A 24321-nucleotide genomic window follows, 5' to 3' on the forward strand; every position below is an offset into this window, starting at 1 on the left:
AAATGAAAAAAACACTGCTTTTTACCTACGGGTTCTTGATTTTATTGACCATAAGTACCGCTTTGATTTCGAATTTAGTTGCAGTTTCAGGCCTTGCGGTTGGTTTAATTATGGGTTTATCAATGCTTAAATTTTTCTTGGTTTCTTTTCAATTCATGGAATTAAAAAAAGCAAATTCTTTTTGGAAGGGGAGTTTGATTTTTGTTTTAGGTGTGATTGTTTTAGTGCTTATTTCATTAAAATAAGGTCTAAATTTTTTTATATACATGATAAATATCATAATAAAGGATAAAATTGTCTTTTATTTTTGTAGTATAAATTAGGACAATTTTAACACCTTTTTAATTATGAAAACTAAATTTAAAATTGCTGCTTGTGTGTTGGCAGCGACTGCTATTACAGCAGGATTATTCTCTTTCAGAGACAATTCACCAACAGACTATTCAAAAATACCTGTTGAAGGAGAAATAGTCGCTGAACTTACAGCTCCTCCATTAGTTCCAAAACCAATAGGAAATCGTGCAGCTACGAAACTTATTGTTAACATGGAAATCAAAGAGATTGAAGGTGAAATGGTCGATGGTGTGAAATACACTTATTGGACATTTGGAGGTTCAGTTCCCGGAAGTTTCATCAGAACTCGAGTAGGGGATGAAGTGGAATTTCACTTAAAAAACCATCCTGATAATAAATTGCCTCACAACATCGATTTACACGCAGTAACAGGACCAGGTGGAGGAGCCACCTCTTCATTGGTTGCCCCAGGACATGAAAAAGTGTTCAATTTTAAAACATTAAATCCAGGATTGTATGTATACCATTGTGCGACTGCGCCTGTAGGGATGCATATTGCTAATGGGATGTATGGGTTGATATTAGTTGAACCAGAAGGAGGATTACCACCTGTGGACAGAGAATACTATGTTATGCAAGGAGATTTTTATACCAAAGGAAAATACGGAGAACAAGGTCTTCAACCTTTTGACATGGATAAAGCAGTAAAAGAAGATGCTGATTATGTTGTTTTTAACGGAAAAGTAGGAAGTATTACCGGAGATAATTCCCTTACGGCCAAAGTTGGAGAAACAGTTCGTATTTACATGGGTAATGGTGGTCCTAATTTGGTTTCTTCTTTCCACGTGATAGGCGAGATTTTTGACAAAGTGCATATTGAAGGGGGTGATATGATTAATAAAAATGTTCAAACCACTTTAATTCCTGCCGGAGGTGCCGCCATTGTTGAATTTAAAGTCGATGTTCCGGGAACTTTTATTATAGTGGATCATTCGATCTTCAGAGCGTTTAACAAAGGGGCTATTGGAATGTTGAAAGTAGAAGGTCCTGCTGACAAAAAAATCTATTCTGGGACCACGCAAGAAGGAATTTATTTAGCCGAAGGAGGAACAATTCAAAACATGCCAAAAGTTAAAAATGAACCGAAAATTGTAGTTGCCAAAACATTACCGCAACAGCTTAAAGCGGGGAAAGAACTTTTTGGAGGGACTTGTTTTGCCTGTCACCAATCTGAAGGACAAGGAATACCTAGCGTGTTTCCTCCTCTTGCCAAATCAGATTACTTAAATGCAGATCCTAAAAGAGCCATTGATGCCGTTCTTCATGGTTTAAGTGGTGAAGTAAAAGTAAATGGAAAAAAATTCAATAACGTGATGACCAGTCAAAACCTTACGGATGAAGAAATCGCTAATACATTGACTTACGTGTATGATAGCTGGGGTAATAATAAAACACGAGTTACCTCTGCCATGGTTAAAGCGCAAAGAGCAAATTCAACACCACAATCTGGAGGAAGTCATTAAAATAAAAATCGGGAGCGGTTTAGATTAAAAGGAATAAACCGCTCCTATTTTAAATTCAAATAAACAAATTAAAAATTACGATTATGAAAAAGTATGTTTTAGCAATTGCAATAATTGCGTTAGTGTTACAAGGTTTTAGCACCCTGTCTAAAGATAAAAATGACGGATATATCACAAAAAAAGAAGCTAAAAAAGGAGTCTATTCAAGTGCTGATAAAGGAAAAAGTGTCTACAATCAAACTTGTGTAGCTTGTCATCAGGCTACCGGATCAGGAATACCGGGAGCTTTCCCTCCATTGGCTAAATCAGACTACTTGAATAAAGATGTTAATCGAGCTATTAAAGGCGTAGTTAAAGGATTATCAGGTGCAATTACCGTAAATGGTAAAAAATTCAATGGAAATATGCCTGCTCAAGCTCTTAGTGACGCACAAATAGCAGATGCATTGACCTATGTTTATTCTAATTGGGGAAATAATAAAACGGTAGTGACCACTGCTATGGTTAAAGCGCAAAGAAAATAATAATTTAAAACTAAACACGATGTTTGCAATACCAAAAGCGAAAATAATTTTACTACTATTTTCTTTATTAGTAACAACATCTATACTTGCCCAAGACACTAAAATGGTTTTAATTAAAAGGGGGGCTTATGTTCCCCTTTATGGCACTACTGACAAAAAAACAGTAGAAGTGCAAGGTTTTAATGTGGATGTTTATCCGGTTACGAATGCTCAATTTATTGCTTTTTTAAAAAAAAATCCAGAATACAGCCGCTCCAAAATTAAAGGCCTTTTTGCAGAAAAAAGTTATTTGGCACATTGGGAAAGTGATTTCAATTATGGAAAAAACAATTTAAGTAATGCACCTGTGACCAATGTTTCATGGTTTGTAGCCAAAAAATACTGTGAGTGCCAAGGGAAACGACTCCCTACTATGGATGAATGGGAATATGTAGCTATGGCCGATGAAAAACGAATCGACGCAAGAATAAAAGAATCTTTCAATCATTACATCCTAAGTTGGTATGAAAAACCAAAAACCTATGCCAATCCTGTAGGCGGTACTTTCAAAAATTATTGGGGAGTTTATGACATGCATGGATTAGTTTGGGAATGGACTTCAGACTTCAACAGTATTTTTCTATCTGGAGAATCTAGAAAAGATAAAGATACGGACAAGAACCTTTTTTGCGGAAGCGCTTCCATTAATGCCACTGACTTAATGAATTATGCTGCTTTTATGCGCTACGGTTTTCGAGCCAGTTTAAAAGCAAAATACACTACAAGAAACCTTGGTTTTCGATGTGCAAAAGATTTAAAATAGACACTGAGAATCTACATAAAACATTAAAAATGAAAAAAATATTTTTGGGATTACTCGTAATCTTTTTAGCATTACAGAGTTGTAATTCAAACAAACCCAAACCAAATACCGTTAATAAGCCAATATCTGATTTGTCTATATATAACCTTCCTTCAAAATGGACCAATCAAAATGGGGAGAATATAGAAATGAAAGAATTGAAAGGAAAAGTCCTTGTCATGGTTATGATTTATACTTCCTGTAAATCTGCTTGTCCTCGTTTATTGGCTGATATGCGTAATATCGAAGAGCATTTGCCAGAGAATATCAAGAACAATGTAAAATTAGTTTTAGTGAGTATCGATCCTGTTGTTGATACCCCAAAACGATTGAAATCCTTTGCTATCGAAAATAAAATGGATAGTGAACAATGGATTTTCTTACGCTCAACAGAAGAAAAGACACGAGAATTTGCAGCAGTTTTGGCCGTGAATTACAAAAAAATAGCGCCTTTAGAGTTCTCACATTCTAATATAATAAGCGTCTTTAATTCCGACGGGGAATTAGCTTACCAACAAGAAGGTTTGGGTGTAAACTCTGACGAAACCATAAAAAAAATTACTGAAGAAGCTCAAAAATTAAATTAAACATGAAATTACTCAAAACAATCAGCGTATCATTGGTAACAATGGTAAGCATGGGAACTTACGCTCAAGAATTAGATGCAAATCTGCAAATCAGACCGCGTTACGAATACCGAAATGGTTTTAAAAGCCTGATGCCAAAGGGTGAAAATGCAACCTCATTTATTTCGCAGCGTTCCCGTTTAAATTTAAATTACAAACAAGATAAATTAAAGGCAAAATTAACGTTACAAAATGTCCGTACTTGGGGAGATGTCGCTACTACTACACAAGCCGATAAAAACGGAATCGCTTTATTCGAGGCTTGGGCACAATATGATTTTGATGCCAGTTGGAGTGCGCGTTTAGGACGTCAAGTATTGTCTTATGACAACCAAAGAATTTTAGGAGAAATTGATTGGGCACAGCAAGGACAAAGCCATGATGCCGCAGTGATTACGTTTCATCCCAAAAATCATCAATTGGATTTAGGTTTTGCTTTGAATGCTGATAAAGAAAATTTATTAGATCCTAAAACTGCGTACACAACTAACTACAAATCTTTGCAATATGCGTGGTATCGCACTCAATTTAGTAAACTAAATATGAGTTTGTTATTCTTGAATACCGGTTATGAGTTTGAAAAATCAATTGGTAATTTAGAAGTCGATTACAAACAAACTTTTGGAACATATCTCACATTTAACGATAAAAAATGGGATACTAATCTAGGTTTGTACGGACAAACTGGAAAAAGTAATGATAAAAGTGTGAGTGCCTGGTATGCTAGTGCAAATGTGGGATATGCAGTTACAAATACATTTAAAGCTACTTTAGGATATGAATATCTTTCTGGTAAAGACCAAGATGATTCTGGTGCAAAAATAAAATCATTCAATCCTATTTTTGGAACAAACCATGGATTTAATGGATTTATGGACTATTTCTACGTAGGGAATCACCTGAATAGTGTTGGATTGCAAGATGGTTATTTGAAATTAAATTACACCCAAAACAAATGGCAATTTAATATAATTCCACATGTATTCTGTGCTCCGAATACTGTTTTGGATGCATCAAATAATAAAATGGATAGCTACTTAGGAACAGAACTTGATTTTACTGCCGGTTATACTTTTCAAAAAGATATTGTGGCTACTGGGGGATATTCCCAAATGTTTGGTTCAGCAACTTTAGAAAGAGTTAAAAATGTAGCGGACGCTTCAAATACCAATAATTGGGTTTGGGTAATGATTTCTTTTAGCCCTAAATTATTTACTTTAAAATAGACCGATTACTGATTCAGAGCAACATACCTCATTTTAAAAAAGTTAAAATGAGGTATTTTTTTAAAATTTCGTTTTTGTTTTGGAAATCAAATAAGTAGAGAAAGTTACAAAATAGAAAGTTCAAATCCTTCTGAAAAGAGAAATAAAAGTGTGAAATTTTTTTTAAAACATGACCAAAGTCATATAATCCATAACGCTTGATCACATACCTTTACACCGTGAAAAAAATAGCACTCATAATTGTATTGTTTATGTTTCTAAAACCACTATTCCCGGTTTTAGAATATGCAGTTAATTATGAATATATTTCAAAAGTGCTTTGTGTAAATAAAGCAAAACCTGCGATGCATTGCAACGGAAAATGTCACTTGATGAAAGAATTGGTTAAGGCTTCTGATGCTGAAAAACCTCTTTCTTCAGATAAAAAAGGAACTGCTCCAATACTTGACTTACTTATTTTTGAGGAAATCAAATCTTTCGAAATTGGACCCGTTTGTTTTGGTACCAAAGAAAAAATAAACCCGTACTATTCTAATTTATACTTTCACTTGAATAGCGCTTCTGTTTTTCACCCACCCACTTTCATTTCTTAAAATTTTAATGCACGTCGTGTGCTTTTATAAATCCGTTTCATGCAACGGATGAGTTTTTGTGTGGTTTTTTTGGAAATAAATAATCCAAAAATGGCATGCAAATCAATACTTATATTTAAAATAAAAACTAAAGAAATGAAATTTCAATTAAAAAATATACTAGCTGTAGTGGCTATTTCAATTACATTATTCTCCTGTTCCTCAGACAGCGAAACTCCGGCCGTAAATGAATTGGCAGAACTGACCAAATTCAAAGAAATCACAAACACCACCCATACTATCGAATTGTACGCTCATACGGGAGCTTTGGAACAAGGTTATAACGAAATCAGTTTAAGAATTAAAGACAAAGCAAGCGGGCAGTACGTAAAAAATGCTACTGTCAATTGGATTCCACTGATGCACATGACTATGATTACGCATTCCTGTCCAAATTCGGGAGTTGAGAAAGTAACGGCTGATGGAACTTTATACAAAGGAAATATTGTTTTTCAAATGGCTCAAAACGCCACAGAATATTGGGATTTAAAAATAGATTATACGATTAATGGAACTGCTTATGCAGCAACTTCAGTGATTGACGTTCCGGCTTCGGCTAAACAAAGAGTGACTACTTTTACAGGTTCGGACAATGTAAGATATATTGTGGCTTATGTTGAACCACATCATCCAAAAGTGGCGCTGAACGATATTACCGTTGGTGTTTATAAAATGGAATCGATGATGAGTTTTCCAGTAGTTGATAATTTTAAAGTAAAAATTGATCCAAGAATGCCAAGCATGGGGAATCATGGTTCGCCAAACAATGTTGATTTTACGCAGTCTACTTTGGACAAATTATATCATGGAAAATTATCATTGACCATGACCGGTTTATGGAAAATTAACTTGCAGCTTTTGAACGCATCTGATATTGTTTTGAAAGGCGAAACCATTACGGATTTAGTTCCGGCAAGCAGTATTTACTTGGAGATAGAATTTTAATTCTGTTTCATTTTCTTAACTAAAAAAGGTCAAAAAAATCAAATGTAATTACAACTGTTCTTTTGGCCTTTTTTTAATTTTTCTATGATGAAAAAGAAATTATATGGTTTTGTACTCTCATGTTTCGCTTCGATAACTCTTTATGCGCAGGACCAAGTTGCAGATACGGTTGTTCCAAAAAAACTAAATGAAGTGATTGTCATTGGTAAAAAAACCCAATTATATCAAAAACAAACCAAACCTCTGGCTACAGTGGAGGAGTATTTGCAACAGTCCGGAAAAGTTGGAATGATTAAAAGAGGCGGTTATGCATGGGAGCCAATTATTAATAGTATGGCTACCGAAAGAACGTTGATTACTATAGACGGAATGCGCGTTTTTGGGGCTTGTACGGACAAAATGGACCCGATAACTTCTTATGTTGAGGTTTCCAATTTATCGGAAGCCACAATCACATCGGGACAGCTGGGCGGTTGTCATGGGGCAACTATTGGCGGAGCTATTGATTTAAAAAGAAATCGCAGCGGATTTATGAATTCCGGTTGGGATGTTTCATTGCATTCCGGTTTTGAAAGTAACGGCAATCAAAAAATTATTGGATCGGCAGTCAATTACGCAAACAATCGTTTTTATATCGATACTGATTTCATGTATCGCGATGCCGAAAATTATTCAGCAGGAAACAATCAAGAAGTTTTGTATTCACAGTTTAGAAAATTCAATATTTCTGCCACTTCTGGTTTTTCTTTTGATGAAAATAAAATGTTGGAAGCTTCATTAATCTATGATAAAGCAACTGATGTGGGATATCCGGCACTTCCGATGGATGTTTCTTTGGCGGAAGCTTTGATCACTTCATTGAAATTTGAATATGTGCCAAAGTCATCAAAAATTGAAAATTGGGAGACTAAAATTTATTACAACACCATTACACACATAATGGATGACACCAAACGACCTTTTGTACCAATTCGCATGGATATGCCGGGCTGGAGCGATACGTACGGATTCTATTCAAAAGCCAAAGGAGTTTATAAAAGACATCATTTTCTGGTCGATTTGAATTCGTTTTACAACCGTTCCATTGCCGAAATGACGATGTATCCGAGCGATCCAAAAGAAAGTTTGATGTTTATGTTTACCTGGCCGGATGTGCGAACACTTTATAATGCGGTGTTTATGGAAGATAATATCATTTTGAACAGTCGATCCAGTTTGAGGTTTTCAGCAAGCATTGCGAATCATTTTAATAAAGTTGCCGATGCGTTGGGACTGGAAAGTTTGCAGATTTTTTATCCAAATATGAAAGACGGCAAAAATAGAATTTTAAAAAGTATTTCGTCAAATTATACGTACTATAAAAATGGGTTTCAGTACGGATTTGGACTTGCTTATGGCGAGCGTGCTACATCGGTTTCTGAGGGATATGGATTTTATTTATTCAATAGTTTTGACCGATACGATTATATTGGAAACCCGGAATTAAAAAACGAAAAATCAGCAGAAGCGAATGCTTTTGTTGGTTACAAAACCAAAAAAATAAGCACTAAAATCTCGTCTTCCTATTTTCATATCTCGAATTATATTGTTGGTAAACCAGCTGAGAATTTGATTCCGATGACTATTGGCGCAAGCGGAATAAAAATCTACACAGCACTGGATTATGCTACTATTTTTAATACTGATTTGAATATCGAGTACCAATTTGACACTAACTTTAAATGGTCGGGGCAATTGGTTTACAGCTATGGACAGGATTATAAAAAAGAGAATTTACCTTTTATAAGTCCGTTGCGGTATTCGTCAACGTTGCTTTATAAACTAAATAAATTCTCTTCTGAAATCGCGGTTCAGGGAAATGCAGTTCAAACGCAATACAGTCCTTTTTACGGAGAAGACAGAACGCCAGATTATGCGATTTTAAACTTCGCATCGAGTTATTCATTTCAGATTGATAAAAGCAAATGGAATGTAAAAGCAGGAATAGAGAATGTTTTAGATGCATATTATTCTACTTTTTCAGATTGGAACAATATTCCTCGTAAAGGAAGAAATTTCTTTTTGAATATTAGTTTTGGGTTTTAGAAAGTATCAGATTTATAGTTTGGAACAAAAAAGGAGCTTCAATTGAAGCTCTTTTTTTTATGATTTTTTTTAAGAATGAATCACCAAACTATCAAATCAAATTTCAAAAAAACTACAAAAAGTTCAAATTAGACAATTTTTTAAGTTTTGCATCAGTTTATTAAATAGTGGTCACCTTGATAAAATGGCTATCAATTTCAATCATATATTGATTATGGGTTTTGTTAATCGTTTCTATTTCACTGATAAAATGATTAAAGACCTTAATTAATTGAGCGTTTGAGATATTGCCTAAATTTATCTTTATTAATTTTTTTGGACTTTTTTGTACTAGGAACGAGTTTTTAAAATCAAAATCTTTCGTGATTAATATAAAATCGTTTTGGTCGGAAAATTTAGCAATAGTACTATCTGTTGTAAACCATTTATCTAAAATAGTATTGATATGAATGCATTCAAATCCTTGATTGTTGATGTGTTTTGTAAATTTCATTGAAATATGTACATCACATAGAAATTTCATTAACTTACTTCTTTTAGAATATCTCCTGAAATCGATAATTTGGCGTAATATAATGATGCTAAAATATCTTCTCTCTCTAATTCAGGATGATCGTCTAAGATTTCACTGGTTTCCATACCAGAACCTAACATATCTAATATTACTTCCACGGGCCATCTCATATTTCTTACGGTTGGCTTTCCGTGGCAAACATCGGGGTTTATTGTAATTCGTGAAATTAGATTTTCCATCTTGATTAATTTTACTCAAATATAAAGATAATATTCTATAAAAAAAAGGAGCTTCAATTGAAGCTCCTTTTTAAAAATATATTTTTCGAATAAACTTATTCTTTCAATTTACATGCTTTCACATCGTCATTTACGACGACTTCAGTCAAGCCTAAAGAAGATAAGTTTTTCATGGCTTTGTCCCATTTTTTACCACTCAATTCTGATTTTATTTTTAAAAGACCAAACTCCATTTGGTTTTCATTTTCTTGTAATAGCGAGACAATTAATTTTTCATCCTCTTCCAATTCAATTTTTACTTGTTTTTTCTCTGGTCGCATCTGTGGAAATAACAATACTTCTTGAATAGAAGCATTATTTGTCAGGAACATCATCAAACGATCCATTCCAATTCCTAATCCGGATGTTGGTGGCATTCCATATTCCAATGCTCTTAAGAAATCTTCATCAATAATTCCGGTAGCTTCATCATCTCCTTTTTCAGCCAATCGCATTTGCTCTTCAAAACGTTCTCTTTGGTCAATTGGATCATTCAATTCAGAGTAGGCGTTCGCTACTTCTTTACCACAAACCATTAACTCAAAACGTTCTGTCAATTCCGGATTATCGCGGTGTTGTTTGCACAGCGGAGACATTTCTTTTGGATAATCAATAATAAAAGTTGGCTGAATATAGTTCCCTTCGCATTTAGCGCCAAAAATCTCATCAATCAATTTCCCTTTACCCATGGTTGCATCCACAATAATACCCATTCCTGTTGCTGCATCAAATAATTCCACTTCACTTTTTCCTGAAATATCAAAACCAGTAAATTGTTTAATAGAATCTGTCATTGTAACACGAGCATAAGGCGCTTTGAAGTTCACCGTGTGTTCCCCAAAAGTCGCTTCTGAAGTTCCGTTCACACTTATGGCGCAATGTTCCAACAAGTTTTCGGTGAATTTCATCATCCAGTTGTAGTCTTTGTAGGCTACATATATTTCCATGGCGGTAAACTCTGGGTTATGGGTTCGGTCCATTCCTTCGTTACGGAAGTTTTTCGAAAACTCATACACCCCATCAAAACCACCAACAATCAATCTTTTTAAGTATAATTCATTCGCAATGCGCATGTACAAAGGGATGTCAAGCGCGTTGTGGTGCGTAACAAATGGACGCGCTGCAGCACCACCAGGAATTGGTTGTAAAACAGGCGTTTCTACCTCAAGATATCCTTTGTCATTAAAGAAAGAACGCATTGCGTTGAACAATTTAGTTCTTTTGATAAACGTTTCTTTCACATGGTCGTTTACGGTTAAATCCACGTAACGACGGCGGTATCTTTGTTCCGGATCAGCAAAAGCATCGTACGTTTTCCCATCAGCATCCGTTTTTACTACAGGAAGTGGTTTTAAGGCTTTTGCCAAAACAGTCAATCCATAAACATGCACTGAAATTTCACCCACTTGTGTTTTGAAAACCGTTCCACGAATCCCAATAAAATCTCCAATATCTAATAGTTTTTTGAAAACTACATTGTACATTGTCTTCTCCTCATCAGTCGAAATATCATCTCTCGAAACATAGATTTGAATACGCCCTTCAGCATCTTTTAATTCTGCAAATGAGGCCTTTCCCATGATACGCTTACCCATCAAGCGTCCTGCTAAAACAACTTCCTTACCTTCGTACTTCTCGAAATCGGCTAGGATTTCGCTGGAATAAGCGGTTGTAATAAATTCAGCTGCCGGATAAGGCTCAATACCTAAATTGCGTAATTCGGTAAGTGCTTCTCTACGTAATATTTCTTGTTCGGATAATGCCATTTTATTCTGATTTTAAGAGCGCAAAGATACTATATAAGATTTAAAATTAAAAGTTTAAAATGTACCCTTTTTTGAAGCAGAATATTTCGTTTTTTCAAGAGGATTTGTCCCGCTATTCGCTCTATCTTTTTTTCTTGTTCGAAAAAAACAAGAAAAAAAGGATGCCGCTGCTATCGGGGCTATGCAACAACTTCTATTTTTCATAAAAACATGAAAAATAGTACAAATCATGTATATTTGAAATCAAATTATTTCGCAAAAAATGCCATGAAAAAATACATCACATTATTTCTAACAGTATTCTTAACAAGTTGTCAAGTCACAGAAACCGTCCATTTAAAACAAGATGGAACTGGGAATATAGAAATTAGCAAACTTCGTGAGGAACATAGTTACATGCAATTGATGGGTGAGGAATATTCCAAAGAAGATGTTTTTAGGGATACTACTTATATTTTTAAGGATTTAATAACAAAACATTCCGAAACGTTTTCCAGATTACCAGATTTTGAAAAAGCCATTTTTGAAAAATTTAATACTGTAAAAGTGCATATCAAGAAAAGTTCTTTCGAGAAAGAATTTCGCACAACAATCACTCAGAATTTTACTAAAATAGAGGAAGTTGCCGATTTATACAAAACTGAAGAATACGCAGATGATATCGAAAATAATTATGCATTGGTCGCCGAGGAGCATTATTACAGTGTGAACTACACTTTTAACGGAAGTGTTTTTAATAGGATAGTCAAAATTACAGATGCAGTTGAACTAAAAAAACAGCAGGATAAGATTGACGGGTATAAAACGCAAGTTTCTAAATTCAAAATTACGCAAGACTATGTTTTAAAATATTATTTTCCTAAAAAAATAAAATCGGTTTCAAATCCGAAAGCAAAAATTAGTGAAGACCGCAAATCAATGGAACTACAATTTTCTATAACAGATTGTTTACAAAATCCTGAGATCACGTCTTTAGAAGTGATTTTAGAGTAGTTTTACTTCCGTATTTTTTTTTAAAGGAAAGAAACAGTTTCAAGATTAAAACTTATTTTCAAGCATGATTTCACTTAAAAATAAACAATAACATTATATTAACTAATTGACATATAAATACTTAAAAAAATAACTATAACTTTAAATCTTTATTAAATATCAAAAATGTATTGAAATCATAAGGAATAAATACCTTAATCAATAAGTATAACGATTAAATATAGATAGTATGAAAGCAATTGTTTATTACGGCCCCCGAGATGTAAGGGTCACAGAAATGCCGGATGCCATAATTGAGCAACCGACAGACGTATTGGTTAAAATAACCGCAACCAATATTTGTGGGTCTGACCTCCATATGTATCAAGGTCGAACGGATATGGAATCGGGAAGGATTTTTGGACATGAAAATATGGGTAGAGTTGTGGAAGTGGGTAAAGCCGTAACACAAATTAAAGTGGGAGATATGGTTTGTCTACCATTCAATATTGGATGCGGTCATTGCCGCAATTGTGAAAGTGGTTTAACGGGTTTCTGTCTTACAATGAACCCGGGAATGGCCGGTGCTGCTTATGGTTTTGCCGGAATGGGCCCTTTTAGTGGCGGGCAGGCCGAATATTTGCGCGTTCCTCATGGCGATTTTAATTGTCTCAAATTACCGGAAGACGCTGTTGAAAAGGAAAATGACTATGTAATGTTATCTGATATTTTCCCGACTGGATATCACGCCACTGAATTGGCATGTGTACAACCGGGGGATTCAGTAGTTATTTATGGCGCAGGTCCAGTAGGACTTATGGCAGCACATTCGGCAAGTATCAAAGGCGCTAGCCAGATAATGGTGGTTGATAATCACCCTGACCGATTAAAACTTGCTGAAGAACTGGGTGCTATAGCTATTGATTTTTCAAAAGGTTCTGCGGTGGAACAAGTGCTAGAACTAACCAAAGGAATGGGTGCCGATAAAGGTTGCGAATGCGTAGGTTATCAGTGTTGTGATAAACATGGTACAGAGCATTCTAATATAACGATGAACGAACTTGTACAAGCCGTAAAAGCAACAGGTTGCATTGGAGTTGTAGGGGTCTTTGTGCCAAAAGATCCGAAATCAAAAGAAGAGTTACAAAAAGAAGGACACATGGATTTTGACTTTGGTCAGTTTTGGATGAAAGGGCAAAAAATTGCCACGGGGCAGGCGAATGTAAAATCATATAACCGCCAACTTTCTACGTTGATTTCTACGGGTAAAGCAAAACCATCATTAATCGTCTCGCATGAACTTTCATTAGATGAGGCTCCTGATGCCTATAAACATTTTGATGCCCGTGACAATGGATGGACAAAAGTGATCCTAAAACCAGAGATGGTTACGGGTAAAAAATCATAAATTATTTAATTATTTATTGTTGTAAGTACAAACTGGAACGTAAGTATTTACAGCTTTTTGCTAGATTCTATAAATGAATAAATGGATATTAATAATTCTATACAAATAGGTTATTAATATCCATTTATTGTTATTGTCATATATATTGTGGTCTAATTTTCAAAATTCATATTTCAAACCTTTGTACCTTTGTTCTTCAAAACCTTTGGCATCTCAAAAAAAATGAACAAAATCATCCAACTTAAAGATTTAGAAATTAAAGATTATAAAGAAACTTGGGAATACCAAGAAGAATTATTCAAAGGAATAGTTGACTTAAAAATTAAAAACAGGAGGGAAGAAACTAATTTGGAAACGCCCAATTACTTTCTTTTTGTTCAGCATCCTCATGTTTATACTTTGGGAAAAAGTGGTGATTTGAGTAATTTACTGTTATCTGAAAAACAACTCGAAGCCAAAGGAGCGACTTTTTATAAAATCAATCGTGGAGGTGATATTACCTATCACGGGCCAGGTCAAATTGTGGGCTATCCAATAATTGACTTAGAAAATTTCTTCACTGATATTCATAAATACTTGCGTTTTCTGGAAGAAGCAATTATTCTTACCCTTCAAGAATACGGAATTGTTTGTGGCAGAAGCGAAGGGGAAACCGGCGTTTGGTTAGGCGCGGGAACTCCATTTGCCAGAAAAATTTGTGCTATGGGCGTTCGCGCTTCGCGTTGGGTAACCATGCATGGATTTGCACTAAATGTGAATGCTAATTTGGGTTATTTTGACAATATCATTCCGTGTGGGATTCGCGGTAAAGCCGTAACCTCTTTAAACGTAGAACTTGGCGTTGAAAGAGTAAATGAAGCAGAAGTGAAAGAAAAAATCCTGAAACATTTCTCCATTCTTTTTGAAGCAACTTTTGAGAAATTTGAAATAGTTAAACAGCAATCAAAAATCTAAATTTCTAATTTTAATTGTTCCGGTAACAATCGAAATGTCATTCGGTGGTATTTAGTGGTCCCATATTTCCGAATTGCTTCACGATGTTCCTTGGTGGGATATCCTTTGTTTTGTTTCCAATTATACATCGGGAATTCTTCATGAATCCGGTTCATATAATCATCCCGATAGGTTTTTGCTAATACCGAAGCAGCGGCAATACTCATAAATTTAGAATCTCCCTTTATGATACTGGCATTTGGAATTGAATTTAGGATTTCAATTTCCGCGTCAGTGAAAATTTTGCCTCCACGGTTTGTAATTCCGCCTTTGGGTATAAATGGACTGTTTCCGTCTAATATAATAGATTCCGGTCTTGGATCTAATTTTAGAATACTTTCCTGCATAGCCTTAATAGAGGCGTTCAGAATATTAATTTGATCGATTATTAAAGGTTCCAGATGTGTTACTGCAAATGATACGGCTTGCTGCTCAATAATGGGTCTTAATTTTTCTCTTGTTTTTTCAGATAATTGTTTACTGTCATTTAAAAACTCATTTTGGAAATTTACAGGTAATATTACAGCGGCTGCAGTAACAGGACCTGCCAGACAACCACGACCCGCTTCGTCAGTTCCCGTTTCTAAATATGTTGTTAAAAAAAATTGTCTTAACATTAAATTAATTTTGACAAAAATATAGTTTTTTGTAGCGGTATCAACATATAATAAGTATAAAGTCTCAAAATATAAGAGGTAATCTATTATTTTAAGTTGAAACTTTAACAAATGTTACTTTCGTTATTTATGAAATAAATTTGTTTCTTTAAGAAATTATTAAGAAGTTTGTCAAATAACTAATAAAAAATAATTTAAAATGAGATTAAAATTCAAATGGATTTTTTCGTTAGTATTGGCAATGTCAATGCAATTTATGTTTGCCCAAGAAAAAACAATCACAGGTGTTGTTTCAGATGGTAATGGAACATTACCAGGCGCAAACGTTTTGATTAAAGGTACTAAAGCAGGTGTTCAAACCGATTTCGATGGTAAGTATTCTATAAAAGCAAAAACTGGAGACGTTTTGGTTTTTTCTTTTGTAGGAATGAATGATTCTTCAGCAATTGTTGGGGCTTCTAATACTGTTAACATGAAATTGGCATCATCTTCACAAACTCTTGAAGAGGTAGTTGTTGTTGGTTATGGACAAGTAAAAAAGAAAAATGAAATAACAGGAAATGTGGTTTCAGTTTCAGGGGATGTTATTAAGCAAGCTCCAATGGTTTCTGTGGATCAAGCTTTACAAGGTAAAGTTGTTGGTTTGCAAATGTCAGCTTCTTCGGGTACTCCTGGTTCTGTGCAAGATATTAGAATTCGTGGTAGAAATTCAATAAGTGCTGGAAACTCGCCTTTATTTGTAATTGATGGTGTGCCTGTTATTAATGGAGATTTTACAGGATCTGCGAATATCAGTTCATTGTCGACGTTGGCTTCGATTTCTCCAGCAGATATTGAGTCTATGACGGTACTGAAAGATGCAGGTGCTACTTCAGTTTATGGCGCAAGAGGATCTAACGGGGTAATTTTGATTACAACTAAAAAAGGGAAAAAAGGAGAGGCAAAGTTCAGCTTTAGTTCAACAGTAGGTTTTCAAAATAATGCAGTTGCTGGTTTGAGACCATTTACAGGTGCTGAGAAAAAAGAATTGTATCTGGAGGCTATTTACAATACTTTTAGTAATAATGGCACTACTTTTACAAAGGATAATACTTATGCTTGGATGCTTACTAGTCCTACTTCATTAATTTCAGCAGGAAATAAGACTGCATTGGTTAACTGGGTTAATGCTGGGGAGAATGAGTATAATTGGGATGAACTCATGAAAAATAAAGATGCTGTTTTTAATAGTCTTGATTTTTCTGTTTCTGCTGGTGATGAAAAATCAACTTTGTATGCCTCAATTGGATATAATAAAACAGAAGCGACTGTAATTGGATCAGATTTTAAACGTGTTAATGGAGTTTTAAATTATTCTAGGAAATTAACAGATAAATTTGAGTTAAGAACGGGTATGAATGTTTCTAATATTAGACAAAATGGTGTTTTAGAGCAAGGCGCATTTTTTTCAAATCCAAACTTGACAAAAGCATTTATGAGCCCATGGAATAATCCATATAATGCTGACGGTTCTTTGTCTACAGCAATAACTCCATTGCATAATGCTTTGTATACTGCTGTTAATAATGTTAGAGCTAATGACTTGACAAGAGTGTTGTCAAACAATAGTTTGAGCTATCAAATTGCTAAAGATCTGAAATTTAGGACAGATGTGTCTTTTGATTATACATTAGCTTCATACAAAGGCTTCAATAATGCAGTTCATGGAGATGGTTTGTCTGTGGGAGGTAATGCAACAGCTTCTGTAAGAAAAAACTTTAATTATGTTGCTCAAAATTCATTAGATTATGGTTTATCTCTTAATGAAGATCACAGATTTGATTTCAAAGCATTAGTTGAATATCAAAAAAACAAGCAAAATTTTATTTCAGCTTTTGGAGAAGTAATTCCACTTGGTTTTACAAATGTTAGTAATACTGCAGCTAATAAAGATGCTAGTTCAACTTACGATGATTGGTCTAATTTGGGTTATGTAGGTATTGTTAACTACAAATTTCAAAATAGATTCCTTCTAGATTTAACAGGAAGAAGAGAGGCTTCTTCTCGATTTGCTGCAGATAATAGATGGGGGACTTTTTATTCAGCAGGTGCTGCATGGAATGTTAATAACGAAAGTTTCATGAAAAATCTAACTTTTGTAGATCTACTTCGCTTAAGAGGGTCTTATGGTACATCAGGTAATAATAATATTGATATTAACTCTTATCAAACATTATTGGGTACTACAAACTATAATAATCAAGGTGGTCTGGTTCCTGTTCAATTTGGTACTGCAGATCTTGGATGGGAAACTCAGAAAAAACTTGATACAGGTTTAGAATTTGGTGTTTGGGATAATAGAATTAAGGGTACTGCTGCTTATTATAATAATAAATCTGAAGATTTATTGTTGAGCTTGCCATTATCTTTAACTACAGGTCATAGTAGTCAAAATCAAAATCTTGGATCATTAAGAAATAGTGGATTAGAGTTTGAGTTAAATGTTGATATAATTCGTTCAGATGATTTTAATTGGAGTATTGGTGGTAACTATGCAACAGTTAAAAATGAAGTAGTTGGTATGCCTACAATAAATGGTAAACAAGTTACTATAACAGGTGGTACTACAAGAACGGAGGTTGGATATCCTGTTGCAGGTTGGTACATGAGAAAGTGGGCTGGTGTTGATCCTGCTAATGGTAATGCGCTTTGGTATATTGATGGTGTAAGTGGAGCGACAACTACAAGCTATAATACTGCTAAGGTAGAATGGCAAGGTGATAGTGCTTTACCTAAATTTACAGGTGGTTTGAACACGCATATAGATGTTTATAATTTTTATGTAGATGTATCTTTGTATGCAGCTGGAGGTCACAAAGTATATGAAGATTGGGCTGGTTTTACACAACATTCTGGTAGAACATCTTTATTGACTTATAATGGTTCTGAAGCTATACTTGACAGATGGCAGAATCCTGGAGATATAACAAATGTTCCAAAAGTTGAGTATACAGCTACAGCTGGGAATGCTCAAGCTGCTGCTACTTCTACAAGATTTTTATATGATGGAGATTATATGAGATTAAGAGATATTACTTTTGGTTATAATTTTAAATCTGCTGTTTTGTCACAATTAAAACTTGATGGTTTGTCTGCATCTGTCAGAGGTACTAACTTGTTGACTTGGGTTAAAGATGATAGATTAAAGTATGATCCAGAAGTACGTGCAGACGGTTTTACAAGATTGACTTCTCCACCAGTAAAATCTGTTGTGTTTTCATTAAATGTTAAATTTTAAGAATTATGAAAAAAATATTTTTAATTGTTATGTCACTCGCTATTTTTTCTACAGTGATGACGTCATGTTCACAAGACTCTTTGGAGCCTTCATTAGAGCAGAATAGAGATTTTATTTTAAATCCTCCAAGTACAGTGAGTGATTTGCAATTGTTGGCAAACGGTATGCATAAGAGAATGGTTGCAGTTCCTTATTATGGTAGAGATTATGTTATTTTTAATGAATGTAGAACTGATAATGCCTATTCAACAGGAGCTTCAAATCGCTTTTTAAATGTAACTCAAGGTGTTTTAACAGCGTCTGCTGCTTATCCAACTGATACGTGGGCTCAAATTTATGCTGTAATTACTAATGCGAATCTTATTATCAATTCAACTATAACTGGTGACCAGGTAGTTGTTGATGACTTGAAAGCGCAGGCTTTAACTGTAAGAGCTTTGGCTCATTTTGATTTGTTAAAATTATATGGTCAACAAAATGTTGGGTCATCTTTGACTTCGATGAATATGAGTGCATTAGGTGTTCCTTATGTAACTACCTATAGAGATTTATTTAAATTAACACCTGCAAGAAATACAGTTGCAGAAGTAAAAAAATTCATTTATGATGATTTAAATTCGGCTATTCCTAAATTTATACCAACACCTTTAAATTATACGAAAGTTAATTTACAATCAGCTAAAGCAATTAAATCTAGAGTTGCAATATATTTTAGCGATTGGACTATTGCTCGTGATGCAGCATCAGAAGCTCTTACATTAGGTGGTAGTGTTGTTCCAGAATCTTCTTTCGTTTCCTCTTTTTCTGCAGATGGTAAGCAATCTAATTCAATTTTTGAATTAGTTCAGTTATCGAATGATAATAATGGAATTAATGGATTATTTCAAATCTATGGTGTTACTGTTTATGGAGATATTGTGCTTAATAACACGGTTGCTTTTTCTTCAATATTTGATGCAACTGATGTTAGAAGGTCTGCAAGTATGATTAGTGCTACCAGAAATATCGGTAAGTATACTAAATTTGCTACGAATACTAAAGTTATTCGTTATGAAGAAATTGTATTAAATTATGCTGAGGCTTTATTTGAAACAGGTAATGCTCCACAAGCTCTTATTCAATTGAATAGAATCACTGCTCAAAGAGGGGCTGTCGCTCATTTGGTTGCTAGTAAGGCTAATATTTTATTAGAAAGAAGAAGAGAGCTTGCGTTTGAAGGTTTCAGATTTGATGATTTGGTTAGAAACGGTAAGGGTGTTCCTAAGAATCCTAATATTTTAGCTCCATTTGCATATGGAGATTATAGATTGGCTTTTCCAATTCCTCAAGCAGAGATGAATGGTAATCCAAATATGGTTCAAAATTTTAATTTCTAATTAATAATTAATAATAGTATTAATTAAATTTATAGTAATCCGCCTAAAAAGTAATTTTTAGGCGGATTTTTTATTTAAGGTGATTATCATCTATCTTTGCTTGATTAAAATTGTAAAAACAATTGCCTAATTATACCTTTTCCATATGAGAATACTCTTTTTTTTTATTTTTTTATCATTCTCCACTTTGTTGTTTTCTCAGGAGAAAAACAGCAAGACTTTAGACACCAATAGTAAATACAATCGCTCAGATTCCATAAAAAAACCAAAACAACCTTTGGCCACCATAGATCAGTACCGCGTTATTACATTAGATCGGGATACTACTTATATAGATACTTCACTGAGCATTCAAAGAGAATACAGTCATAATTATTTAAGAAAAGATACTTTTGGGCTTTTAGCTTTCGCTAATGATGGACAAACGTATAATACGCTGCAATACAGTTTAACTGATTTTTCCCCTTTCCCTGAATTTGGATTCAAAGCAAAACATTTCAATTTTCTGGAAGCAAATCAGATACGATATAGCTCTGTGGCAACTCCTGTTACGGAACTATATTTTAAAACTACGATAAAAAAAGGCCAATCGGCAGATTCATTTATAACGTTAAATACTTTTGAAAATCTTAATTTTTCTATTGCTTATAAAGGCTTACGTTCTGAGGGTTTATACATAAATCAATTATCAAGTACAGGAAATTTCAGATTCACGGTAAGTTACAACACGAAAAATAAAAGATATTACTCCAATGCGCATTATACTTATCAGGATATTTTAAATTATGAAAATGGGGGAATCACAACAGATCTTGATTTTGAAAGTGAAGATCCGAAATTTAATAACAGACAACGATTAGAAGTTTTTTTGAATGATGCTAAATCATTTCTGAAAGGGAAAAGGGTATTTTTAGATCACAGTTTTAGAATTAATCCTGTAAAAGGAGCTAATAATTTATATATAAACCATCAGTTTAATTACGAAAATAAGTTTTTCGAATACAATCAAGCCACAGTCCCGTCCTCTGTAGGAGCAACTGTAGTGTTTCGTTATGGTGAATCTTTTAAAAATAGCGAAATAAATGATCAAACTCATTACAATAAAATGTACAATAAAATTGGGTTTACTTATGAAAACACAACTTTAGGAAAATTCCAATTTTTTGCAGATGATTTTAGATCGAATTATTATTACAGTCAAATTTTGATTTTTGATGGTAAGACGGTTCCAAGTTCTTTAAGCCAAAATATAAATAATATTGGTGGCCAATATGCGTATCAAAAAAATAAGTGGAACGGAAATTTTTTATATTCTAGGTCAGTTACCAATCAATCATTATCGAATTTAGATGCCAAGTTGAAATATGATTACAATGACGAAACGGAATTGATATTTCAATATCAAAACATAAACAAATTGCCAAATAACAATTATGATTTGTACCAAAGCAGTTACGTTCAATACAACTGGTCAAATGCTTTTAAAAATGAAAAAATAAATTCTGTGTCTGTCAATGCAGTTACACCGTGGGTCACTGCTTCGCTTCAGTATTCTGTATTAAATGATCATCTTTATTTTGCCGATGTTTCAACTGATGCTCAAATACTGGTCCGCACACAAATAGTTGCGCCAACACAGTACGAAAAGACCATAAATTATTTATCAATTAAAGTGAGTAAAGAATTAAAATTCGGGAGATTTGCGTTAGATAATACTGTTTTGTACCAAAAAGTAGGTCAGAAAGATAAAATCCTAAATGTACCTCAAATTGTGACTAGAAATACTTTTTACTACTCAGCTTATTTTTTCAAAAAGAATGCATTGTTCTTGCAAACCGGTATTTCACTGAATTATTTCACTAAATACTTTGGAAATGAATACAATCCTGTAATTGGTGAATTTTTTGTTCAAAATAAAAAAGAAATTGGGAACTATCCAAACCTGGATTTTTTTGTTAATGCAAAGATTCAAAGAACCAGAATTTACTTAAAAGCAGAGCATTTTAATTCAGCTTTATCGGGTAATAATTTTTATTCTTCACCTAACAATCCTTACCGTGATTTTACAATTCGTTTTGGATTGGTTTGGAATTTCTTCAATTAATAAATATTAGTACGCCATTTGTCGGGAAAACGTATTTATCATCGTATCCAATATATTTTTACTCAGTTAGATAGCAAAATAAAAAATGTTGTTTTAAATGAAATTTACACGACTATTATTTCATAAAATTTTTGTGAAGTAGTGATTTACGCATAATTTGGTAATTCTTATTTTTTTGTAACAAAATGCTATCTTTGTATGGCGATTTATAACAACTCACACTTTTAAATGAATAATAAAATGCACTACGCAGAAAACATATTAGGCACAATAGGCAACACACCATTAGTCAAACTTAATAAAGTTGTTGATGGAATAGATGCTTTGGTACTTGCTAAAGTAGAAACTTTTAATCCGGGAAATTCCGTAAAAGACAGAATGGCCGTTAAAATGATTGAAGATGCTGAATCCGACGGTAGATTAAAACCAGGGGGCACCATTATAGAAGGAACTTCCGGGAATACAGGTATGGGATTAGCATTAGTTGCTATAATAAAAGGGTATAAGCTGGTTTGTGTGATTTCAGATAAACAGTCCAAAGAAAAGATGGATATTCTTCGTGCAGTCGGCGCTAAAGTAATAGTTTGTCCTACGGATGTTGAGCCAACTGATCCGCGTTCGTATTATTCTGTTTCTCGACGATTAGCAGAAGAGACGCCCAATTCCTGGTATGTGAATCAATACGATAATCCTTCAAATGCGATAGCGCATTACGAGCAAACGGGACCAGAAATTTGGGAACAAACGGGTGGTAAAATAACGCATTTTGTATCGGGTGTAGGAACTGGAGGAACAATTTCAGGAGTTGGGAAATATTTGAAAGAGAAAAATCCAAATATTAAAATTTGGGGGATTGATACCTATGGTTCTGTCTTTAAAAAATACCATGAAACAGGAATTTTTGATGAAAATGAAATCTATTCTTATATAACTGAAGGTATTGGCGAAGACATATTACCAAAGAATGTTGACTTCTCATTGATTGATGGTTTTACAAAAGTAACCGACAAAGATGCGGCAGTTTACACCCGAAAAATTGCTCTTGAAGAAGGGATTTTTGTTGGGAATTCTGCTGGTGCGGCCGTAAAAGGATTATTACAGCTTAAAGAACATTTTAAACCTGAAGATGTGGTTGTGGTTCTTTTTCACGATTCAGGAAGCCGTTATGTAGGCAAAATGTTCAATGACGATTGGATGCGAGAAAGAGGTTTTCTTGACGAGGAAATCAAAAAAGCAGAAGATGTTATCAAAGATCATATCGACAAACCATTGATAGTAGTTCGTACCGAAGAATTAGTTTCACACGCTATAGAAAGAATGCGTAAATACAAGATTTCTCAAATTCCAGTGATTGACGTCACGGGATTTGTAGGTTCGGTTGATGAAAGTGATTTGTTCCAAAGTTATGTTGCCGATAAAAATGTAGCGGACAGACCGATAAAAGAAATTATGGGAAAACCATTTCCAATTGTAAAATTAGGAACGGCAATTGAAGAAGTCTCGAAGTTATTTACCAAAGAAAACGATGCGGTTTTGGTTGAATTAGAGAATGGAAGTCACCATATTATTACTAAATATGATATTATTGGGTCAATAAAATAAATTTTTATTATCCAAAATATTAAAATTTTTACAGCCATGAATTTGACGAGTTTATTTCGTTAAATTTGTGGCTTTTTCGATTTATAACAAACTTATAATATGACCTTCACCGCCATAGATTTTGAAACCGCAACGGCATTCCATCCGTGTTCAGTAGGGATTGTTACTGTAGAAAACGGAATAATTGTAGATGAGTTTGTTAGTTTAATTAAACCGCCAAATAATTTATATTCTCCCTTTACAATTCAAGTTCATGGGATATATCCGCGAGATACGGTCAATGCAAAATCATTTGCACAAGTATATCCTGAAATACAAAAACGCCTTCAAAACAGAGTGATTGTGGCTCATAATGAGAGTTTCGACAGAAATGTTCTTGCGAAATCAATGGCGCTTTATAATTTGGATTATGCTGATTTGAATTTGTCGCCTCGTTGGGAATGCACGGTTAAGATTTATAAAGCCAAAGGATTAAAACCAACCAAATTAAGTGATTGTTGCCGGAAAATGAATATCGCTTTAAATCATCACGAGGCATTATCTGATGCTCGGGCTTGTGCCAAATTGTATTTACTTCGCTAGTCATGGCGAGGTGTTGCGAGGAACGTGGTAAAGCAATCCGATAGGGAGAAGTAACTATCGTTACTACAAAAAAAAGTAATTTTTTGGTGAATTGAAGAATATTTTTTTTATTTTGTAAGGTAAGTTGTTGTTTTTT

21 protein-coding genes are annotated in these 24321 nt (G+C 34.1%); 17 read left to right on the forward strand and 4 right to left on the reverse strand.

Annotated elements, in window-relative coordinates; all coding sequences use genetic code 11:
* Positions 1 to 2: 2 nt before the first annotated feature.
* From C4S35_RS07755 to C4S35_RS07795, 9 genes are all read left to right on the forward strand, one after another.
* Positions 3 to 245: a cytochrome C oxidase subunit IV family protein gene (locus C4S35_RS07755; RefSeq protein WP_103999639.1), complete on the forward strand. Its 243-nt coding sequence runs from the start codon at positions 3 to 5 to the stop codon at positions 243 to 245.
* 102 nt (positions 246 to 347) lie between these two features.
* On the forward strand, positions 348 to 1817 hold the full coding sequence (gene nirK, locus C4S35_RS07760) for a copper-containing nitrite reductase (RefSeq protein ID WP_103999640.1): 1470 nt from the start codon (positions 348 to 350) through the stop codon (positions 1815 to 1817).
* Positions 1818 to 1900: 83 nt separating this feature from the next.
* Complete coding sequence (locus tag C4S35_RS07765; protein WP_103999641.1) at positions 1901 to 2341, forward strand: c-type cytochrome; 441 nt, start codon at positions 1901 to 1903, stop codon at positions 2339 to 2341.
* A gap of 19 nt (positions 2342 to 2360) precedes the next feature.
* A complete protein-coding gene (locus tag C4S35_RS07770) occupies positions 2361 to 3143 on the forward strand; it encodes a formylglycine-generating enzyme family protein (RefSeq protein ID WP_103999642.1) in 783 nt (260 codons plus the stop codon).
* 29 nt (positions 3144 to 3172) lie between these two features.
* The gene (locus tag C4S35_RS07775; protein WP_103999760.1) at positions 3173 to 3769 is read left to right on the forward strand and encodes an SCO family protein; all 597 of its coding nucleotides are present in this window, start codon (positions 3173 to 3175) and stop codon (positions 3767 to 3769) included.
* A 2-nt stretch (positions 3770 to 3771) separates the two neighbouring features.
* A complete protein-coding gene (locus tag C4S35_RS07780) occupies positions 3772 to 5034 on the forward strand; it encodes an alginate export family protein (RefSeq protein ID WP_103999643.1) in 1263 nt (420 codons plus the stop codon).
* Positions 5035 to 5252: 218 nt separating this feature from the next.
* Positions 5253 to 5627 (forward strand): hypothetical protein, encoded by a 375-nt coding sequence (locus tag C4S35_RS07785; protein WP_244175213.1) that lies wholly within the window; start codon positions 5253 to 5255, stop codon positions 5625 to 5627.
* Between the two features lie 135 nt (positions 5628 to 5762).
* Complete coding sequence (locus C4S35_RS07790) at positions 5763 to 6611, forward strand: hypothetical protein (protein WP_244175214.1); 849 nt, start codon at positions 5763 to 5765, stop codon at positions 6609 to 6611.
* 87 nt (positions 6612 to 6698) lie between these two features.
* On the forward strand, positions 6699 to 8696 hold the full coding sequence (locus tag C4S35_RS07795; RefSeq protein ID WP_103999762.1) for a TonB-copper family protein: 1998 nt from the start codon (positions 6699 to 6701) through the stop codon (positions 8694 to 8696).
* A 160-nt stretch (positions 8697 to 8856) separates the two neighbouring features.
* Here the strand turns inward: C4S35_RS07795 and C4S35_RS07800 are convergent, their stop codons facing one another.
* From C4S35_RS07800 to lysS, 3 genes are all read right to left on the reverse strand, one after another.
* Positions 8857 to 9219, reverse strand: a complete 363-nt coding sequence (locus C4S35_RS07800) for a DUF5615 family PIN-like protein (protein ID WP_103999645.1) — start codon at positions 9217 to 9219, stop codon at positions 8857 to 8859.
* Complete coding sequence (locus C4S35_RS07805) at positions 9219 to 9449, reverse strand: DUF433 domain-containing protein (RefSeq protein WP_091202359.1); 231 nt, start codon at positions 9447 to 9449, stop codon at positions 9219 to 9221. The genes C4S35_RS07800 and C4S35_RS07805 overlap by 1 nt, the downstream gene beginning before the upstream one ends.
* 95 nt (positions 9450 to 9544) lie before the next feature.
* Entirely contained in the window at positions 9545 to 11254 is a 1710-nt protein-coding gene (lysS, locus tag C4S35_RS07810) for a lysine--tRNA ligase (RefSeq protein WP_103999646.1), read from the reverse strand.
* 210 nt (positions 11255 to 11464) lie between these two features.
* Between lysS and C4S35_RS07815 the strand changes: the two genes are divergently transcribed.
* The 3 genes from C4S35_RS07815 to lipB all read left to right on the forward strand — a co-directional run bounded on the left by C4S35_RS07815 (position 11465) and on the right by lipB (position 14588).
* Complete coding sequence (locus C4S35_RS07815; protein ID WP_244175216.1) at positions 11465 to 12247, forward strand: hypothetical protein; 783 nt, start codon at positions 11465 to 11467, stop codon at positions 12245 to 12247.
* A gap of 277 nt (positions 12248 to 12524) precedes the next feature.
* On the forward strand, positions 12525 to 13634 hold the full coding sequence (locus C4S35_RS07820; protein ID WP_244175217.1) for a glutathione-independent formaldehyde dehydrogenase: 1110 nt from the start codon (positions 12525 to 12527) through the stop codon (positions 13632 to 13634).
* 222 nt (positions 13635 to 13856) lie between these two features.
* Positions 13857 to 14588 carry a lipoyl(octanoyl) transferase LipB gene (lipB, locus tag C4S35_RS07825; protein WP_103999648.1) on the forward strand — a complete coding sequence of 244 codons (732 nt, stop codon included), beginning with the start codon at positions 13857 to 13859 and terminating at the stop codon, positions 14586 to 14588.
* On the opposite strand, the gene C4S35_RS07830 is transcribed toward lipB, so the two are convergent.
* Positions 14585 to 15244, reverse strand: coding sequence for a ribonuclease HII (locus C4S35_RS07830; protein WP_103999649.1), 660 nt, complete (start codon positions 15242 to 15244; stop codon positions 14585 to 14587). The two genes, lipB and C4S35_RS07830, sit on opposite strands and share 4 nt — an antisense overlap.
* Positions 15245 to 15443: 199 nt before the next feature.
* On the opposite strand from C4S35_RS07830, the gene C4S35_RS07835 reads away from it, so the two are divergent.
* The 5 genes from C4S35_RS07835 to C4S35_RS07855 all read left to right on the forward strand — a co-directional run bounded on the left by C4S35_RS07835 (position 15444) and on the right by C4S35_RS07855 (position 24185).
* Positions 15444 to 18521 (forward strand): SusC/RagA family TonB-linked outer membrane protein, encoded by a 3078-nt coding sequence (locus tag C4S35_RS07835; protein ID WP_103999650.1) that lies wholly within the window; start codon positions 15444 to 15446, stop codon positions 18519 to 18521.
* A gap of 29 nt (positions 18522 to 18550) precedes the next feature.
* Positions 18551 to 19897, forward strand: coding sequence for a RagB/SusD family nutrient uptake outer membrane protein (locus C4S35_RS07840; protein WP_159916685.1), 1347 nt, complete (start codon positions 18551 to 18553; stop codon positions 19895 to 19897).
* 145 nt (positions 19898 to 20042) lie between these two features.
* Complete coding sequence (locus C4S35_RS07845) at positions 20043 to 22001, forward strand: putative porin (protein WP_103999652.1); 1959 nt, start codon at positions 20043 to 20045, stop codon at positions 21999 to 22001.
* Positions 22002 to 22241: 240 nt separating this feature from the next.
* Positions 22242 to 23603 carry a pyridoxal-phosphate dependent enzyme gene (locus C4S35_RS07850; protein WP_103999764.1) on the forward strand — a complete coding sequence of 454 codons (1362 nt, stop codon included), beginning with the start codon at positions 22242 to 22244 and terminating at the stop codon, positions 23601 to 23603.
* 99 nt (positions 23604 to 23702) lie between these two features.
* The gene (locus C4S35_RS07855) at positions 23703 to 24185 is read left to right on the forward strand and encodes a 3'-5' exonuclease (protein ID WP_103999653.1); all 483 of its coding nucleotides are present in this window, start codon (positions 23703 to 23705) and stop codon (positions 24183 to 24185) included.
* Positions 24186 to 24321: the final 136 nt, after the last annotated feature.

The sequence above is a fragment of the Flavobacterium urumqiense genome (assembly GCF_900108015.1).
In the GTDB taxonomy this organism is placed as follows: Bacteria; Bacteroidota; Bacteroidia; order Flavobacteriales; family Flavobacteriaceae; genus Flavobacterium; species Flavobacterium urumqiense.

Coding starts and splice junctions, on each gene's coding strand:
- C4S35_RS07805 (WP_091202359.1), bottom strand. CDS start 9,449: ATGGAAAATCTAATTTCACGAATTACAATAAACCCCGATGTTTGCCAC.
- C4S35_RS07830 (WP_103999649.1), bottom strand. CDS start 15,244: ATGTTAAGACAATTTTTTTTAACAACATATTTAGAAACGGGAACTGAC.
- C4S35_RS07770 (WP_103999642.1), top strand. CDS start 2,361: ATGTTTGCAATACCAAAAGCGAAAATAATTTTACTACTATTTTCTTTA.
- C4S35_RS07815 (WP_244175216.1), top strand. CDS start 11,465: ATGAAAAATAGTACAAATCATGTATATTTGAAATCAAATTATTTCGCA.
- lipB (WP_103999648.1), top strand. CDS start 13,857: ATGAACAAAATCATCCAACTTAAAGATTTAGAAATTAAAGATTATAAA.
- C4S35_RS07755 (WP_103999639.1), top strand. CDS start 3: ATGAAAAAAACACTGCTTTTTACCTACGGGTTCTTGATTTTATTGACC.
- C4S35_RS07845 (WP_103999652.1), top strand. CDS start 20,043: ATGAGAATACTCTTTTTTTTTATTTTTTTATCATTCTCCACTTTGTTG.
- C4S35_RS07790 (WP_244175214.1), top strand. CDS start 5,763: ATGAAATTTCAATTAAAAAATATACTAGCTGTAGTGGCTATTTCAATT.
- C4S35_RS07840 (WP_159916685.1), top strand. CDS start 18,551: ATGTCACTCGCTATTTTTTCTACAGTGATGACGTCATGTTCACAAGAC.
- C4S35_RS07775 (WP_103999760.1), top strand. CDS start 3,173: ATGAAAAAAATATTTTTGGGATTACTCGTAATCTTTTTAGCATTACAG.
- C4S35_RS07780 (WP_103999643.1), top strand. CDS start 3,772: ATGAAATTACTCAAAACAATCAGCGTATCATTGGTAACAATGGTAAGC.
- C4S35_RS07765 (WP_103999641.1), top strand. CDS start 1,901: ATGAAAAAGTATGTTTTAGCAATTGCAATAATTGCGTTAGTGTTACAA.
- C4S35_RS07850 (WP_103999764.1), top strand. CDS start 22,242: ATGCACTACGCAGAAAACATATTAGGCACAATAGGCAACACACCATTA.
- C4S35_RS07835 (WP_103999650.1), top strand. CDS start 15,444: ATGAGATTAAAATTCAAATGGATTTTTTCGTTAGTATTGGCAATGTCA.
- C4S35_RS07820 (WP_244175217.1), top strand. CDS start 12,525: ATGCCGGATGCCATAATTGAGCAACCGACAGACGTATTGGTTAAAATA.
- nirK (WP_103999640.1), top strand. CDS start 348: ATGAAAACTAAATTTAAAATTGCTGCTTGTGTGTTGGCAGCGACTGCT.
- lysS (WP_103999646.1), bottom strand. CDS start 11,254: ATGGCATTATCCGAACAAGAAATATTACGTAGAGAAGCACTTACCGAA.
- C4S35_RS07800 (WP_103999645.1), bottom strand. CDS start 9,219: ATGAAATTTCTATGTGATGTACATATTTCAATGAAATTTACAAAACAC.
- C4S35_RS07795 (WP_103999762.1), top strand. CDS start 6,699: ATGAAAAAGAAATTATATGGTTTTGTACTCTCATGTTTCGCTTCGATA.
- C4S35_RS07855 (WP_103999653.1), top strand. CDS start 23,703: ATGACCTTCACCGCCATAGATTTTGAAACCGCAACGGCATTCCATCCG.